Source organism: Clostridium sp. Marseille-P2415 (genome assembly GCF_900155545.1).
Classification (GTDB): domain Bacteria; phylum Bacillota; class Clostridia; order Lachnospirales; family Lachnospiraceae; genus Lacrimispora.
The window spans coordinates 3,620,010-3,635,799 of the sequence record NZ_LT732526.1 but is presented as its reverse complement, the minus strand read 5'-3'; the positions used below and the strand labels follow the sequence as shown (position 1 = coordinate 3,635,799).

At 40.5% G+C, this 15,790-nt stretch carries 17 protein-coding genes; 13 read left to right on the top strand and 4 right to left on the bottom strand.

Features of this window, described 5'->3' with window-relative positions:
- Positions 1 to 30: 30 nt before the first annotated feature.
- Together dnaN and dnaA are read right to left on the bottom strand one after the other, a co-directional pair.
- Complete coding sequence (gene dnaN / locus BQ9856_RS21575; RefSeq protein ID WP_077612850.1) at positions 31 to 1,152, bottom strand: DNA polymerase III subunit beta; 1,122 nt, start codon at positions 1,150 to 1,152, stop codon at positions 31 to 33.
- A 258-nt stretch (positions 1,153 to 1,410) separates the two neighbouring features.
- Entirely contained in the window at positions 1,411 to 2,787 is a 1,377-nt protein-coding gene (gene dnaA / locus BQ9856_RS21570; RefSeq protein WP_077612849.1) for a chromosomal replication initiator protein DnaA, read from the bottom strand.
- 464 nt (positions 2,788 to 3,251) lie between these two features.
- Between dnaA and BQ9856_RS21565 the strand changes: the two genes are divergently transcribed.
- Positions 3,252 to 3,881 (top strand): ECF transporter S component, encoded by a 630-nt coding sequence (locus BQ9856_RS21565; protein ID WP_077612848.1) that lies wholly within the window; start codon positions 3,252 to 3,254, stop codon positions 3,879 to 3,881.
- Here the strand turns inward: BQ9856_RS21565 and BQ9856_RS21560 are convergent.
- On the bottom strand, positions 3,849 to 4,880 hold the full coding sequence (locus BQ9856_RS21560) for a DUF2628 domain-containing protein (protein ID WP_077612847.1): 1,032 nt from the start codon (positions 4,878 to 4,880) through the stop codon (positions 3,849 to 3,851). The genes BQ9856_RS21565 and BQ9856_RS21560 overlap by 33 nt on opposite strands.
- Positions 4,881 to 5,190: 310 nt before the next feature.
- On the opposite strand from BQ9856_RS21560, the gene BQ9856_RS21555 reads away from it, so the two are divergent.
- The 11 genes from BQ9856_RS21555 to rsmG all read left to right on the top strand — a co-directional run bounded on the left by BQ9856_RS21555 (position 5,191) and on the right by rsmG (position 13,748).
- Positions 5,191 to 5,619: a helix-turn-helix transcriptional regulator gene (locus BQ9856_RS21555; protein WP_077612846.1), complete on the top strand. Its 429-nt coding sequence runs from the start codon at positions 5,191 to 5,193 to the stop codon at positions 5,617 to 5,619.
- A 36-nt stretch (positions 5,620 to 5,655) separates the two neighbouring features.
- The gene (locus BQ9856_RS21550) at positions 5,656 to 6,174 is read left to right on the top strand and encodes a DUF5626 family protein (RefSeq protein WP_077612845.1); all 519 of its coding nucleotides are present in this window, start codon (positions 5,656 to 5,658) and stop codon (positions 6,172 to 6,174) included.
- A gap of 98 nt (positions 6,175 to 6,272) precedes the next feature.
- Complete coding sequence (locus BQ9856_RS21545) at positions 6,273 to 6,455, top strand: PspC domain-containing protein (RefSeq protein ID WP_077612844.1); 183 nt, start codon at positions 6,273 to 6,275, stop codon at positions 6,453 to 6,455.
- Positions 6,456 to 6,815: 360 nt separating this feature from the next.
- On the top strand, positions 6,816 to 6,950 hold the full coding sequence (gene rpmH / locus BQ9856_RS21535; RefSeq protein ID WP_013274848.1) for a 50S ribosomal protein L34: 135 nt from the start codon (positions 6,816 to 6,818) through the stop codon (positions 6,948 to 6,950).
- A gap of 72 nt (positions 6,951 to 7,022) precedes the next feature.
- A complete protein-coding gene (gene rnpA / locus BQ9856_RS21530; protein WP_077612842.1) occupies positions 7,023 to 7,370 on the top strand; it encodes a ribonuclease P protein component in 348 nt (115 codons plus the stop codon).
- 4 nt (positions 7,371 to 7,374) lie between these two features.
- A complete protein-coding gene (gene yidD / locus BQ9856_RS21525) occupies positions 7,375 to 7,590 on the top strand; it encodes a membrane protein insertion efficiency factor YidD (protein WP_077612841.1) in 216 nt (71 codons plus the stop codon).
- 19 nt (positions 7,591 to 7,609) lie between these two features.
- Positions 7,610 to 8,890, top strand: coding sequence for a YidC/Oxa1 family membrane protein insertase (locus tag BQ9856_RS21520; protein WP_077612840.1), 1,281 nt, complete (start codon positions 7,610 to 7,612; stop codon positions 8,888 to 8,890).
- Positions 8,891 to 8,903: 13 nt separating this feature from the next.
- Positions 8,904 to 9,569 (top strand): RNA-binding cell elongation regulator Jag/EloR, encoded by a 666-nt coding sequence (gene jag, locus BQ9856_RS21515; protein ID WP_077612839.1) that lies wholly within the window; start codon positions 8,904 to 8,906, stop codon positions 9,567 to 9,569.
- A gap of 75 nt (positions 9,570 to 9,644) precedes the next feature.
- On the top strand, positions 9,645 to 11,024 hold the full coding sequence (gene mnmE / locus BQ9856_RS21510; RefSeq protein WP_077612838.1) for a tRNA uridine-5-carboxymethylaminomethyl(34) synthesis GTPase MnmE: 1,380 nt from the start codon (positions 9,645 to 9,647) through the stop codon (positions 11,022 to 11,024).
- An 80-nt stretch (positions 11,025 to 11,104) separates the two neighbouring features.
- Entirely contained in the window at positions 11,105 to 13,006 is a 1,902-nt protein-coding gene (gene mnmG, locus BQ9856_RS21505; RefSeq protein ID WP_077612837.1) for a tRNA uridine-5-carboxymethylaminomethyl(34) synthesis enzyme MnmG, read from the top strand.
- A gap of 10 nt (positions 13,007 to 13,016) precedes the next feature.
- Positions 13,017 to 13,748 carry a 16S rRNA (guanine(527)-N(7))-methyltransferase RsmG gene (rsmG, locus tag BQ9856_RS21500; protein ID WP_077612836.1) on the top strand — a complete coding sequence of 244 codons (732 nt, stop codon included), beginning with the start codon at positions 13,017 to 13,019 and terminating at the stop codon, positions 13,746 to 13,748.
- An 89-nt stretch (positions 13,749 to 13,837) separates the two neighbouring features.
- Here the strand turns inward: rsmG and BQ9856_RS21495 are convergent, their stop codons facing one another.
- On the bottom strand, positions 13,838 to 14,788 hold the full coding sequence (locus tag BQ9856_RS21495; RefSeq protein ID WP_077612835.1) for an alpha/beta fold hydrolase: 951 nt from the start codon (positions 14,786 to 14,788) through the stop codon (positions 13,838 to 13,840).
- A 229-nt stretch (positions 14,789 to 15,017) separates the two neighbouring features.
- On the opposite strand from BQ9856_RS21495, the gene BQ9856_RS21490 reads away from it, so the two are divergent.
- Complete coding sequence (locus BQ9856_RS21490; RefSeq protein WP_077612834.1) at positions 15,018 to 15,788, top strand: ParA family protein; 771 nt, start codon at positions 15,018 to 15,020, stop codon at positions 15,786 to 15,788.
- Positions 15,789 to 15,790 lie beyond the last annotated feature (2 nt).

The window sequence follows — 15,790 nt, the reverse complement described above, 5'->3', positions numbered from 1 at the left end:
ACGCTTTTTGGACGGCACCTGATACATATTTTAAACCGCTGCTGCATTAAAGTTAACAGGAAGGATCAGGTAAATATATTTTTCCTCCTCATCCCGGATAAAGCATGGGGATTTAGGGTTGAGCATGAATAGGGTTACTTCTTCATCATCAATGATCCTCAAAGCATCGATCAGGAACTTGGGATTAAAACCGATCATGATATCGCTTCCTGTTTTATGGGTAGGAACCTCCGCGTTCATGGAGCCAAAGCTGGAATTCATCTTCAGCTGCATTTCCTGATTTTCGATGTTCATGATAAGAGGTTTTTTATCGTTTTCCCTCACCAGGATGGTCGCCCGGTCGAGACAGTCCAAAAGCTCTCTCTTATTCACCGTAATCTTTGTTTCATAATCGCTGGAAAGCATCTGGTCAATGCGGAAGTACTCTCCTTCGATCAGGCGCGAAACAACAATGGTATCGTCAAATTCGAATAAAATGTGGTTGGTACTGAAGAAAATAAGCACTTCCTTTTCATTGTCTCCGCCCAGAATCTTGCTTACCTCGTTTAAAGTCTTGCCAGGAACAATGACTTTTATATCATGATAGGTATCTTTTAATTCAATATTTCGGATCGAGATACGGTGACCATCCAGAGAAACCACCTTTAGCTGGTTTCCGGTGACCTGAAACAGTTCTCCGGTCATCATCTTATTGCTGTCATTGGGAGCAATGGAAAAAATGGTCTGACGGATTACTTCCTTTAATGAGAACTGGGATAAGCAGATATAGTGCTCCCGTTCAATGTATGGAAGATAAGCAAATTCCTCCCCATCCCGGCCCTGAATATGGAATACAGAGTTTTCACAGGAAATAGTTGTCGTAAATTTCTCATCGCTTTCAATTGTAACAAGGGAATCTCCTGCAGAGGAGAGCTTCCTGACGATCTCGGAAAGCAGTTTTGCTTCAAGGGCGATCTTGCCTCTTTCCAGGATGGTTCCTTCCACCTTTGTCTCAATTCCAAGCTCCATGTCATTGGCAGTCAGTTTGATCTCGGATCCGCTGGCATCAATAAAGATGCATTCCAGGATGGACATGGTGGTTTTACTGGGAACTGCCTTTAATACAATATTAATGCCGTTTAAAATGGCATCCTGTTTAAATGTCAGTTTCATAATTGTTGATAACTCCTTTGCTCTAGAAATTGCAATAAATGTATGGATAATATAGTTTTATTCCGTCGTATTAGTAGTAGGGGCTGTGGGTTTGTGTAAAAGTCCTGATAACCGTTATAAAGGCGGATTTTTCCATGTTCATAACGATGTGAATAAAGTCCACAGAATCTAAGGAAAACTTTAAGGTTATCCACAAACAGCTGAGAAACGATTCCAGGCCCCCATTTATCCACAGGAAATTAACAGCTAATACACACATTATTGTGGATTAATCTTCTTTTTCAGAATCTCAATGGTATTATTCAAAGATTCATTCCTGTCCACATCCGCTGTGATTTTATCAATTCCGTGGATGATGGTGGTATGGTCCCGTCCTCCTAAGTATTTTCCAATCATCTGTAAGGGGGTACCGACCATCTCACGGCAGAGATACATGACGATCTGGCGGGGATAAACGATTTCTTTATTCCGTTTCTGGGAACAGATATCAAGGGGAGTAAGGCCGTAATGGTCAGCAACTACTTGAATGACGAGTTCCGGCGTGATTTCCCGCTTATCGTTGGGAGAGATGATGTCCTTTAAAGCTTCTTCAGCCAGCTCCACGGTGATTTCTTTATTGTCAAGGCGGGAGAGCGCTACTATTTTTGTTAAGGCGCCTTCCAGCTCCCGGATGTTGGATTTGATGTTAGTGGCTATGTATTTAATTACTTCGTTATCAATATTATAGCCTTCCATTTCCTCTTTTTTCCGGAGGATGGCCATCCTGGTCTCATAATCAGGGGACTGTATGTCCACCGTTAAGCCCCATTCGAACCGGGAACGGAGCCGTTCTTCCAATGTTTCGATTTCCTTCGGAGGTTTATCGGAGGAAATAATGATCTGTTTTTTCGCTTCATATAATGCATTGAAGGTGTGGAAGAATTCTTCCTGTGTACTTTCTTTTCCAATGATAAACTGGATATCGTCGATTAACAGGACATCATTGTTGCGGTACTTCTCACGGAATTCGGTAGGGGAGAAGTTGTTCTTATTACGGATCGCGTCAATCAGCTCGTTGGTGAATTTCTCACTGGTTACGTAAAGAACCTTTGCTCCGGGGTTGTTCTTTAAGATGAAGTGGCCGATAGAATGCATCAAGTGGGTTTTTCCAAGACCAACGCCTCCATAAATGAAAAGAGGGTTGTAAATTTCACCCGGAGATTCCGCAACAGCTAAGGATGCGGCATGGGCCAGGTTGTTGTTTGCACCTACCACAAAGGTATCAAAGGTGTATTTTGGATTTAAGTTGGCGCTTATGATGGCCGACTGGCTGACTGAATTGACTGCATTGGTAATAAGGGCATTGCCTGCAGGAGCCGGGGCGGCCTCTTTTTGAACCTGATTTTCAACAACGAAATCAACGCTGCACTCAAAGCCAGTCACTTCTTCTATGGTGATCTTTAGAAGAAACCCGTATTTTTTCCGGATGTATCCTAAGAATTCCACATCCGGAACCGTGACGATCACTTTTTCGCCGTCTACGGCATGAACTTTTAGCGGGAGAAGCCAAGTTTTGAAAGACACGTCCGTTATTTCGTGCTCTTCTTTTAAATTCAATAAGATTTCATCCCATTTTTCCTTTAACTTTTCTAACATTGTAAGTCTCCTACATCTATTTAAATGCAAATATGCGCATTAGCCCAATCTACAGTTCATTCTATACTATTTTGAAATAATTTTCAATGAGATTAGCAAAAAATTGTGGATAAGTGTGTGCAGAGGATGTGTATTGCATGTGAATGATGTGTTGATAATCATCCGGAGAGAGAGTTGTCCACAGAAAAACGGGATTTTAAAAGTTACTTTATTCACATCCTGGAAATATTGGATTTATATGGATTAAAAGGACATGCCTGTGAACAAATCAGCGGTTATCAAGATAATATCCAGAGAGTTTTCCACAAGTTATCCCCATAATGTTGATAACTTTATGTAAATTAACAAAATGGGAGGTGAATTTCCGGACATGCCATTGACGGATAATTATCACCTATGTATAATGCAAATGTAACTAGTTGCATTGTATCTTATTGAAAAGAACAGTAGCACAGGAGGTAAAAATGAATATTGAGAACAAAACCAGTAACCTGGTATTGGCAGCCGTATTTGTTGCCATTATCATCATTCTGGCGTTTACGCCCTTGGGGTACATTCCCCTGGGATTTATGAACGCCACCACCATCCACGTTCCGGTCATAATTGGAGCCATCGTTCTTGGACCAAAATATGGGGGATTTTTGGGAATGGTATTTGGACTTACCAGCTTGTGGAAGAGCACCTACATGCCAAATCTAACGTCGTTTGTATTTTCTCCTTTTATAAAGGTAGGAGAGTACGGCGGTAATTTTTGGAGTCTGGTCATTTGTATGGTCCCCAGAATTCTAATCGGAATTGTAGCTTATTATGTATTTCGGGCCGTATTAAAAGCATGCAGCGGAAAAAAAGCAAAAAGGACCATTGCTCTGGCGGCGGCAGGTGTGGCTGGATCATTAACCAATACCTTGTTGGTAATGAATCTGATTTACTTCTTCTTTGGCAAGGAGTACGGACAGGCGGCAAAAGGGCTGACAGAAGGAATTTATTCGGTGATTTTAGGCATTATATGCATAAATGGAATTCCTGAGGCTATTGTAGCGGGAATACTTACTGTGGCGGTTTCACAGGCGCTGTTTAAGGTGATGAGAAGATAAGTATAAAAAAAGAGCCGAAGTTCCTCTAAGAAATTTAAGAGGAACTTCGGCATTTTCTTCTTGTAGGTTCGGTTTTGCACTTGAAATAATTTCTGCAAATTGTTTTTTGCATTTTTTCCATTTGCTGGGTATAACAATGGATTCGGATAAAACGTAATAATTTTCTATTTTTTTACAGGCAATATGCATATAAGTAATACTGCCGTCTTCTACTACAGAATATAAAGCTTGCGAGGTTTGCTCATCCAGAGTGAGAAGATCTTCATCAGTGACAGGTGTCAGTACGTAATCTTCCTGATACTGTTTTACCGTAGCGTCTATAAAATATTGTTCGTTCACTTCCCGGGTATAATCCTTTTGATTATATACAAATGATAAAAAAATCATATCGCTGGATTGGTTTTCCAAGTGTAAATCCTGGTCAGGATATTCTGATTGAATTAATTCTTTTGGAACTGTATAGATTATTTCGTCACCTTTTGTAATAACTTCGTAGGTTGTTTTATCTGAAGATTTCCTTGTTTCAGCGGAAGTTGTTTCACTTGTATTATCTGCCAACAGAATCAATCCGGCTAATCCGATGGAAAAAATAGAAATAATAATAACGATAGATAAAATCAGGGCTGCAATGCTTGTTCCACCATGCCTTTTTAAATATGCTTTAGCTTCTTCATTTATATATTGGGAAGCTGTTTTTGTTATTAAATTGCTTCTATTATAATAGAAATAGTTTGCATAAACCCCTACTACAGTATGGACAGCGATTCCGCTCAAAGGAATGATACATGTCAAAAGACTGCAGATGAAGACAAGAAAAGCGTAAAAATACATCTTTCTATAAACCATCCAGTAATAAGGAAAGAAAAAGGCGGCCCAGTTCCAACTGGTAAAGGATCGGTTAGGTATCTGATTTTCCCATTTTCTTTTGTAATAGTAATAATTGTCTCCAACAAAAGTTTCAGTTGCCCAGTCATTCCAGGTTTGATGTTCGTTTTCCATTAATAATCTCCTTGTAAACGATATGAATTAACACTCCGAACGTCAGAGTATCAATTTTATTATATCAACAAAATTCGACAAAATTGGCTTACATGTAAAAAATAGCAGTTTACATGTAAAAATTAGCAGCTATTTTTATAGAAAAATTTTAAAATGGTTTAAAATTTTCTTATCTGCTTTTTCTGACAGTTGTTTTACTTTCAGGGTCAGGAATAGCAATGAATATTAACCTTATGCAACAAAAAGAATCTTGTTCATTGCAATTGCCAATGATATACTTTAATCAAACTTAAAAAGGTGAGATAAAATTATGAATGAGAATTTTAGCAAAAATTTATTGCTTTTACGAAAAAAAGTTTCGCTTTCACAATGTGAAGTAGCGAAAGAGTTAGGCATTAGCAGGCAGACATTATCTAAATGGGAAACCGGAAAAAGTACCCCGGATGCTACATATATAAAAAAAATTAGCGAGATATATAAGATATCAATAGATGAATTATTAGGAGTTGAGAATGATGGAGATCATGTGGAAAAAGAAGAAAACATTTTTCAGAGTAATAAAGTTAGAAAAAAAAACTATCTAGTATTACTGTTTGTTGTTGTCGATATATTGTTAAGTATTGTATTGATATGTATAAGCAAACATATGTTTTTTTGGGTAATGGATTTTAATCTTATATTATTAGCGATCTATATTGTGGTGCGATTAATGTATTTTATAAAGGCTATAGTGAATTAGTATAAATCCCATAAAATTTAAAGGAGGAAAAAATCTATGATAAGAATGTCAAGAAGGTTAACTGCTTTATTTTTAACGGTAATTTTAGCTTATTGCTTTTCATTTACAGCATTAGCAGCTGATAATGAGGCGGCATCTGAGGGATACGGAACTACAGCTGTTTTTGATTTAAAAGATAAATCAGAACAGGTTTATACATATTTTGATACAGAAGGTAATAAAATAACTATCGGTATTAAACCGGCTAAAGTGTCTATACACTCATCAGAACCATGGTCAGAGGGTACTTGGGATATATATGTATATGGTCCATTAAGTGCATACTATAAAATTGACATCAGTTCAAAAGGTAAAATAACAGATGCTTATGATGAAGGGTATACCGCTATAGGGGTTACCGTAAACTCAGATTCCCTTAGTTATACATCATCTAAGGCAACGTATAAATTGACTTATAAAATTCCTGACCCATTACCGGATATTTTAGGAGCTTCTGGTTCTTTATATGCTAAGATTAGCGGCTCTAATTTGGTGGTGACTAATACCATTTACTAACAAAATATGCTGATTCACTATAACAAAAGTGTGCCAATATTTTGAATTTAAATTTGGCACACTTTTATAACATTATTATCGGATGGAGGTTATATATAATGAAGAAAAAATTATATAGATCAAAGCATAGTAGGGTATTACTAGGACTTTGTGGTGGGTTAGGTGAATTCTTTGATATAGATCCTATAATTATACGGCTTATTTTTCTATTTTCTGGAATAGGAATTGTAGCTTATTTTATATTATGTTGTTTTATACCGGAAAATCCCATGCTTCCTTAATGAGATGGATACAGGTTACATACCTGCGCCGTTATATCGGGTTAAAGAACGGGATTCCATCTCATGGTATGAATCAGGGTGCAATGGGAATGATATGTCCAGAATATCTTCAGCAGCTTCAGCTAAAAGGGCAGATCATGAATCCAATGAGATATCTGGAAGAAATATTAAAAAAGATTATTTTCAATATTGGGCCAGGAAAAGGATTCATGTGTATGTCGTGGAAAATTTGCATTTTTCCCTTGACGAACCACCTTTTCTTCTATATAATTGAAACGATGTTTAACTAAAATAGTCTCAATATGTTTCATCATATTGCCTATGATAAGCTATTGTAATAAGAGGAGGTGTCCGTAGATTATGAAGATGACGTTTCAGCCAAAGAAGAGACAGAGATCCAAAGTTCATGGTTTCAGAGCCAGAATGAGCACTCCAGGCGGAAGAAAAGTATTAGCTGCCAGAAGAGCAAAAGGAAGAGCAAAATTATCAGCTTAATGGACCAGGCCGCAAGTAATTGTGGCCTTTTCTTTTCTCAAATTCCAGAAAAACGGATAAGGAAAGATTTTCATGAAACATTTTAATTCAATTAAAAAAAACAGGGATTTTCAAGAGGTTTATCAGAGTGGAAAGTCCCTTGCAAACAGACTTCTTGTCATGTATGTGAAGAAAACGGACAGGCTGGAAACCAGAATCGGCATATCCGTCAGCAAGAAGGTCGGAAACAGCGTTGTGAGGCATCACATAACCAGATTAATCAGAGAAAGCTTCAGGCTTCATGAAAACATGGTGGAGACAGGGTTAGACATCGTGGTCGTTGCTAGAGCGGCGGCAAAAGAAGAAAATTACAAAACAATCGAAAGTGCATATCTGCACTTGTGCGGACTTCATAACATTATAAAAAAAGAATCGAAGTGATCTTATGGTAAAGAAAGTCATTATTTTGTTGATCAGGGGGTATCAAAAATTTCTGTCACCTCTGAAAATAAGAACTCACTGCATTTACACGCCTACGTGTTCTCAATACGCCATTGAGGCACTGCAAAAATATGGCGTGTTCAAAGGTACGTTTTTGGCTTGCAAGAGGATACTTCGGTGTAATCCCTTTGCAAAAGGCGGTTATGATCCAGTTCCGTAACAGATGAGGAGGTAGTTCATTGGAATTCTTAGTACTCACTAAGGTAGGAGGCGTTCTGGGGCCGTTTGCAACCGTTCTGGGTGTTATCATGGATTGGCTGTTTCAGCTGACCAGTACATTCGGAATCCAGAATATTGGTTTATGTATTATTTTATTTACTCTTGTAACAAAGCTTCTTATGTTCCCTCTGACGTTAAAGCAGCAGAAATCTTCAAAGCTGATGAGCGTCATGCAGCCGGAAATTGCAGCCGTTCAGGCAAAGTATAAAGGAAAAACAGACCAGGAATCCATGAGGAAACAGAACGTGGAGATACAGGCCGTTTATGAGAAATACGGAACTTCCATGACGGGCGGCTGTGTGCAGCTCATTATCCAGATGCCCATCCTGTTTGCCCTTTATCAGGTTATTTATCATATTCCTGCTTATGTACAGAGTGTTAAGGCGGTATTTGAAAATGTGGTGACTGCGATCAGTTCCCTTGGTGTCGATCATGTGGGGATGCTGACTCAGTTTGCTGCGGATAATAAGATCAATATTTCAAGAGTGGGAGATTTAGGCTCCAGCAATGGAATGGTTGACTTTTTGTATCAGTTAAATCCGGATCAGTGGAATTCTCTTCAGGGATTGTTTCCGAAGGTCCAGGAGACGATCGCTTCCAATGCAGCCCAGATTGCGCATATGAATTCCTTTTTGGGGATCAATCTGGCTTCCACACCTGCAAGCGTCATGTTTCCAAGCGGCGGAGGATTTCATCTCAGCATTGCGATCCTCATTCCGATCCTTGCCGGTGTCAGTCAGTGGTTCAGTGCAAGACTGATGACAGTGAATCAGCCGCAGAGCGGAAATGATGAGAGCAATGTCATGTCCCAGTCCATGAAGAGCATGAATACGGTAATGCCGCTTATGTCCGTATTTTTCTGTTTCACCTTTGCTTCCGGTATCGGTATTTACTGGATTGCTTCCAGCGTGTTCCAGATCATCCAGCAGGTTGCGGTAAACCGCTATTTGAATAAGATCGATATGGATGATATGATTAAAAAGAACGTGGAAAAGGCCAATAAAAAGCGTGCAAAGAAAGGACTTCCGCCACAGCGTGTTGCCCAGAATGCCACAGCAAATTTGAAGAACCTTCAGGCTTCCAATGAAAGGGCAGAGGCTGAGAAGAATGAGAAGCTGGAAAAAACAAAGGAACAGGTCAAGGCTTCCAATGATTTTTACAGCAGCGGCTCTTCAAATCCAAACAGCATTGCGGCAAAGGCGCGTATGGTTGAGAAATACAATGAAAAGCACAATAAATAGGAGGGGATGACCTATGGATATGATTACAGTTTCAGCAAAAAACGTTGATGAAGCGATTACAAAGGCATTGATCGAATTGGAGACGACCAGTGACAGGCTGGAGTATGAAATTGTTGATAAGGGCAGTAATGGTATTCTGGGAATTATCGGTTCAAAACCGGCTGTCATCCGTGCAAAGAAGAAAGAAACCCTGGAAGATAAGGCTATGACTTTTCTTTCCGATGTGTTCGGTGCTATGGATTTAGGAGTTCATGTGGAGGCTTCCTTTCAGGAAGATGAGAGGGAGCTTTCCATCAATATGTCCGGTGATGATATGGGCATATTAATCGGGAAGAGGGGACAGACCCTGGATTCCCTGCAGTATCTGGTCAGCCTTGTGGTGAACAGGGAAAGCGAAGATTATATCCGTGTCAAGCTTGATACGGAGAATTACAGGGAGCGGAGAAAGGAAACTCTGGAGACCCTTTCAAAGAACATTGCTTACAAAGTGAAACGAACAAGGCGTTCCGTTTCTCTGGAACCCATGAATCCTTATGAGAGGCGGATCATCCATTCCGCGCTTCAGAATGACAAATTTGTTGTTACCAGAAGTGAAGGAGAAGAGCCGTTCCGGCATGTTGTTATTTCCTTAAAAAAGGATTATCCGAAAAAGGACAGGATTCAGGAAAAAGATAAATAGTGAAACAACAATGAGGGGTTGGGGCTGTCGGAAGGCACCCTCACCCCTTTCTTACGCGTATTAAGGTGATTGAAAATGAAGATGAATACAATAGCGGCTATCGCCACAGCCATGTCCAGTTCCGGTATCGGAATCGTGCGGATCAGCGGCGAAGAGTCATTTCAGATTATAGATAAAATATTTAAGGGAAAGGGTAAGAGGGATAAAAGGCTTTCCGAAGAGCCATCCCATACCATCCATTACGGGTATATTTGTGATGGGGATGAGGTGGTGGATGAGGTCCTGGTCCTGATCATGAGAGGCCCGAGAAGCTATACGGCGGAGGATACGGTTGAGATCGACTGCCATGGTGGGGTTCTTGTCACAAAGAAGATTTTGGAGACAGTCTTAAAATATGGGGCAAGGCCTGCGGAACCGGGAGAGTTTACAAAGAGGGCATTTTTAAACGGCAGAGTGGATCTTTCCCAGGCGGAAGCAGTAATTGATGTGATAAACGCCAAAAATGATTATGCCTTAAAATCTTCTGTCAGCCAGCTGGAGGGCGCTGTTTCAAAGAAGATAAGGGAAATGCGGGAGAAGATCATTTATCAGATTGCTTTTCTTGAATCGGCGCTTGATGATCCGGAGCATATTTCTCTGGATGGGTATCAGGAAAATCTTTTAAAAGTGGTCATTCCCTTAAAGGAGGAACTGAACGGTCTGATAAAATCCGCGGATCATGGGCGGGTTCTTTCCGAGGGCATTGAGACGGTTATCTTAGGAAAGCCAAATGCAGGAAAATCTTCTCTCTTAAATGTTCTGGTGGGAGAGGACCGTGCCATTGTGACGGATATTGCCGGTACCACAAGGGATACCTTAAAGGAGCAGATCCGGCTGGAGGATCTAAGCCTTAATATCGTTGATACGGCGGGCATCCGCAAGACTTCGGATGTGGTTGAAAAGATCGGCGTGGAAAAGGCACGGAGTGCGGCACAGGGGGCAGATTTAATCATCTACGTGGTGGATGGATCCTGTCCTCTTGATGAAAATGATGAGGAAATTCTTAAGTTTATTGAGGACCGGAAAGCGGTCGTTCTTTTAAATAAAACGGATCTGGCTACAGTGGTCACGGCGGATATGTTAAAGGAGAGGACCGGGCATAAGGTGATTTCCATTTCCGCCAGGGAACGAACCGGGATTGAGAATTTGGAAGATGAGGTTAAATCCATGTTTTATCAGGGTGAGATCGATTTTAATGATCAGGTCTATATCACCAATGTAAGACATAAGAATGCACTTTCAGGGGCTCTTAAGAGCCTTTCCATGGTGGAACAGAGCATGGAAGACGGAGTGCCGGAGGATTTTTATTCCATTGACTTAATGGATGCTTATGAGCAGTTAGGAACCATCCTGGGAGAGTCGGTGGAAGATGATCTGGTGAGCGAAATTTTCAGTAAGTTCTGTATGGGTAAGTAAGGCGTTTTATTTGGAAAAATGCCTTACAGGCATACCTTTATGCCCGGAAAAACGGGCGGCAAAGAGGAGAGGAGTATAAAATGCAGTATTTAGAGGAGTCTTATGATGTTGCCGTAGTCGGCGCAGGCCATGCCGGCTGTGAGGCGGCATTGGCCTGTGCAAGGCTGGGCCTTGAGACAATTATATTTACAGTCAGCGTAGACAGCATTGCGCTGATGCCATGTAATCCCAATATCGGCGGAAGCTCCAAGGGACACCTGGTAAGAGAGCTGGATGCCTTAGGCGGTGAAATGGGAAAAAATATTGACAGAACGTTTATTCAGTCCAAAATGTTAAACCAGTCAAAGGGTCCGGCCGTCCACTCCCTGCGTGCCCAGGCTGATAAACAGGATTATTCTAAGTCCATGAGAAGGACATTAGAAAATACGGAGCATCTGACCGTCAGACAGGCAGAAGTATCTGAAATCATTGTAGAGGATGGAATCCTTACGGGCGTCAAAACGTTTTCCGGGGCAGTTTATCATTGTAAGGCAGCGGTATTGGCTACGGGAACTTATTTAAGAGCCAGGTGCATTTACGGTGATGTCAGCAATTATACCGGTCCCAATGGACTTCAGGCGGCCAATCATCTGACGGATTCCTTAAAGGCTCATGGAATCGAAATGCTGCGCTTTAAGACCGGGACTCCGGCCAGGGTGGATAAGAGGAGCATTAATTTTTCCAGGATGGAAGAGCAGCTGGGGGATGAGAGAGTGGTTCCTTTCTCTTTTTCCACGGATCCGGAGACCGTGCAAAAGGAGCAGGTATCCTGCTGGCTTACTTATACCAATGAAGAGACCCATCAGATCATCCGGAATAATCTGGACCGGTCCCCCTTATATTCCGGGGCTATTGAAGGAACCGGGCCGAGATACTGCCCATCCATTGAGGACAAGGTGGTAAAGTTCCCGGATAAGGAGCGTCATCAGGTTTTCGTGGAACCGGAAGGCCTTTATACCAATGAAATGTATTTAGGCGGCATGTCAAGCTCTCTGCCTGAGGATGTGCAGTATGCCATGTACCGGACGGTACCGGGACTGGAGCATGTAAAAATCGTGAGGAATGCTTATGCCATTGAATACGATTGTATTAATTCCAGACAGCTGAAGGCGACGCTGGAATTTAAGGCTATTGGCGGTTTATTCAGCGGCGGACAGTTTAATGGAAGTTCCGGATATGAGGAAGCGGCTGTCCAGGGCTTTATGGCGGGAGTCAATGCGGCTATGAAGGTTTTAGGGAGAGAGCCGGTGGTATTGGACCGTTCCCAGGCTTATATCGGCGTTTTAATTGATGATCTTGTTACAAAGGAAAATCATGAGCCATACCGTATGATGACTTCAAGGGCTGAATACAGGCTTTTGCTGCGCCAGGATAATGCGGATCTTCGTCTGATGAAAATCGGACATGAGATCGGTCTGATCACTGACGGGCAGTATGAGAAGCTGCTTGCAAAGGAAAGGGCCATTGAGGACGAAATAAAGCGCCTGGAAACTACCAATGTGGGAGCATCCAGAGAGATTCAGGAATTTCTGGAGGAGAATGGGAGCACACCTTTGAAAACTGGTACAACGCTGGCAGAGCTGGTACGCAGGCCGGAGTTAGATTATGTTATGTTAACTAAAATCGACAAAAACAGACATGAGCTTTCAGCGGATGTGATGGAACAGGTCGATATCAATATCAAGTACGAAGGCTATATCCGCAGACAGAAACAGCAGGTATCCCAGTATAAAAAGCTGGAAAATAGAAAGCTGGATGTGGAATTTAATTATTCTGCGGTGAAAGGGCTTAGAAGAGAGGCCATCCAGAAGCTGAATCTATATAAGCCCATGTCGATCGGGCAGGCATCCAGGATATCGGGCGTGTCGCCGGCAGATATCTCCGTTTTACTGGTTTATCTGGAGCAGCTCCGGTATCAGAAGAGCGTGGAGAAGAAAGAGTGAGGCATTTTATATGACAGAAGCTTTTAAAGAAAAATTCCAAAAAGAATTAAATTTATTGTCTATAAAATTAGAAGAAAATCAATTAAATCAATTTTATAACTATTTTGAATTATTAATAGAATGGAATAAATTTATGAATCTGACTGCCATTACTGAAATGGATGAAGTGGTTACAAAACATTTTGTAGACAGCTTATCCTTGATCAAGGCAGTGGAAGATATTGGAACAAATGATCATCGGATCATTGATGTAGGAACAGGTGCGGGTTTTCCCGGAATCCCTCTAAAAATAGCTTTTCCCAATTTAAAGATAACTTTAATGGACTCATTGAATAAAAGAATCAATTTTTTAAATGAAGTAATAAAATGTTTGGGGATTGGGAATGTAGAAACCATCCATGGCAGGGCGGAAGATTTGGGCAGGGATCCCCTTTACAGGGAACAATATGATTTTTGTGTTTCCAGAGCAGTCGCTAATTTAAGTACCTTGTCCGAATATTGCATGCCTTTTGTAAAGGTAGGAGGTCATTTTATTCCTTATAAATCCGGGAAAATTGAAGAGGAGCTGGAAGCAGCAAAACACGCTGTCTTTTTATTGGGCGGAAAGATGGAAGAAGTAGAAACATTCTTGCTGCCGGGTACGGAAGCAGAGCGGTCACTTGTGAAAATCATAAAGAATAATACTATTTCAAAAAAGTATCCCAGGAAAGCCGGATTACCAGCCAAAGACCCTTTAAAATAAAATGTTTCACGTGAAACATCCATGAGCAAAAGCTTAGCCATAATATTGGGGATGTTTCACGTGAAACATTATTTTTACAAATTTATAGATTAAACAAAGAACATTTGGATGATATTAAATAGCTCTGAAGGATTTTCCATTTGTGGAAGATATTTTGAGCTGCTTATCAAAGAACTTTCAATGGCTGGATTATATATCTGATATTCACGAATCAATTCTTCGATATTTTCCATTTCACTTCCGCCAATAATATATATGCTGTTATTGATTTTCTTTAGTGCATTTATAATATTGCATTTGGTATAATTGCATTTTACACTGGCATATAATGATTTTGGTGACTCTCCCAAATGAGCCGATTCATAATAGATGTCAATGAGTGAAGATTTTACGGAATAAGGATTGTAATAATAATTGGTGGTAAGTTCTTCCATAATTGCCTGTTTGCTGGTAGCTATATGATAGAGGAGTGTTCCTAAAATCGGAAGATCTAAAATAAACTTGTACAGCTTCCCGTGTTTGTTGGGAATTTGACTGCATGCCAACAGGCTGTCCGGATTGATAAGCATGATCTTGTCGAAAAGCTCCGGTGCGTTATTGCATGCCATAGCAGCGAGTGCTGAGGAAGAACCGGATGCAATGACATTGGTTCTGTGACCAATTTCTGATTTAATGAAATCCGAGATCATCTGAACATAAAGATAATTGGTATAAGTCAAATCTGGTTTTTCAGAGCGTCCGCATCCAAGGAGATCAATGGTGTATACCGTATAGTGATCTTTTAAAGAGTTGATCATCTGGTTCCATTCATAACCATTGGAATATGCGGTCAAATCATGGATTAACAGCAAAGGCTTTCCGGTACCGGCCTTGGTATAATGAATGTTGCCAAAACGCCATTTATAACATAAGGATTTTGCGTCAGTCAGCAAGTTTTTTGAAACAGCAGAAATCTTGATGCATTTATTTATGACAGCAGTTGCAGTAGCTGCACTGGCTGATAAGATGAGCAGGGTCAGCAATTTGTTTTTTGTTTTCATATTTTACCTCCTGAAGTGAGTTAATCTCTTCTTATTATAATATAATCGATATGGACTTACAACGGAAAACATATTAATTTATTCTTAAAACTTGGAAAAATGTTTCACGTGAAACATTTTTTATAATTTATGTATTTTTTTTACATGAAACCATAGGAAAAAAAAATAAAATATGCTATACTCTAGTTTGAACTGCAATTTCCGATGTTGTAACAGGAGAAAATAAAAAATGGGAAGAATCATTGCAATAGCAAACCAGAAAGGCGGAGTCGGTAAGACGACTACTGCAATTAATCTATCTGCATGCCTTGCGGAATCAGGGCAACGGGTATTAGCTGTGGATTTTGATCCACAGGGAAATGAAACCAGCGGACTGGGGATCGAAAAAAGCACCATGGAACGAACGGTATACGATCTGCTGGTGGGAGAGTGTGAAATTGAAGAATGTTTGATTTTCAATGTTCAGGAAAATCTGGATTTGCTTCCTTCTAATGTGGATCTGGCGGGAGCTGAGATCGAATTATTGGAGATTGAGAATAAGGAAACACTCCTCAAAACATATCTTGAAAAAATCAAGAAACACTATGATTTCATTATCATAGATTGTCCTCCGTCATTGAATCTATTGACAATTAATGCCTTAACAGCAGCAAATACCGTGTTAGTGCCAATTCAATGTGAATATTATGCATTAGAAGGCTTAAGTCAGGTGCTGAAAACGGTAAATCTTGTAAAAAAGAAGCTGAATCCTTATCTGGAGATGGAAGGCGTTGTCTTTACCATGTATGATGCCAGGACAAATCTTTCGTTGGAAGTTGTGGAGAGCGTTAAAAACAATTTAAACCAGAATATCTATAAGACCATTATACCCAGAAATGTCAGACTGGCAGAGGCTCCCAGCCATGGAATGCCTATCAACTTATATGATTCCAGATCAGCGGGAGCGGAGAGCTACCGGCTGCTGGCGGCAGAAGTTATAAGCAGAGGAGAAGAAATTTAAAT

Coding starts and splice junctions, on each gene's coding strand:
- rsmG (WP_077612836.1), top strand. CDS start 13,017: ATGACAGAAGCTTTTAAAGAAAAATTCCAAAAAGAATTAAATTTATTG.
- jag (WP_077612839.1), top strand. CDS start 8,904: ATGGATATGATTACAGTTTCAGCAAAAAACGTTGATGAAGCGATTACA.
- rnpA (WP_077612842.1), top strand. CDS start 7,023: ATGAAACATTTTAATTCAATTAAAAAAAACAGGGATTTTCAAGAGGTT.
- BQ9856_RS21545 (WP_077612844.1), top strand. CDS start 6,273: ATGAAGAAAAAATTATATAGATCAAAGCATAGTAGGGTATTACTAGGA.
- yidD (WP_077612841.1), top strand. CDS start 7,375: ATGGTAAAGAAAGTCATTATTTTGTTGATCAGGGGGTATCAAAAATTT.
- mnmG (WP_077612837.1), top strand. CDS start 11,105: ATGCAGTATTTAGAGGAGTCTTATGATGTTGCCGTAGTCGGCGCAGGC.
- dnaA (WP_077612849.1), bottom strand. CDS start 2,787: ATGTTAGAAAAGTTAAAGGAAAAATGGGATGAAATCTTATTGAATTTA.
- dnaN (WP_077612850.1), bottom strand. CDS start 1,152: ATGAAACTGACATTTAAACAGGATGCCATTTTAAACGGCATTAATATT.
- BQ9856_RS21555 (WP_077612846.1), top strand. CDS start 5,191: ATGAATGAGAATTTTAGCAAAAATTTATTGCTTTTACGAAAAAAAGTT.
- BQ9856_RS21565 (WP_077612848.1), top strand. CDS start 3,252: ATGAATATTGAGAACAAAACCAGTAACCTGGTATTGGCAGCCGTATTT.
- mnmE (WP_077612838.1), top strand. CDS start 9,645: ATGAAGATGAATACAATAGCGGCTATCGCCACAGCCATGTCCAGTTCC.
- BQ9856_RS21560 (WP_077612847.1), bottom strand. CDS start 4,880: ATGGAAAACGAACATCAAACCTGGAATGACTGGGCAACTGAAACTTTT.
- rpmH (WP_013274848.1), top strand. CDS start 6,816: ATGAAGATGACGTTTCAGCCAAAGAAGAGACAGAGATCCAAAGTTCAT.
- BQ9856_RS21550 (WP_077612845.1), top strand. CDS start 5,656: ATGATAAGAATGTCAAGAAGGTTAACTGCTTTATTTTTAACGGTAATT.
- BQ9856_RS21495 (WP_077612835.1), bottom strand. CDS start 14,788: ATGAAAACAAAAAACAAATTGCTGACCCTGCTCATCTTATCAGCCAGT.
- BQ9856_RS21490 (WP_077612834.1), top strand. CDS start 15,018: ATGGGAAGAATCATTGCAATAGCAAACCAGAAAGGCGGAGTCGGTAAG.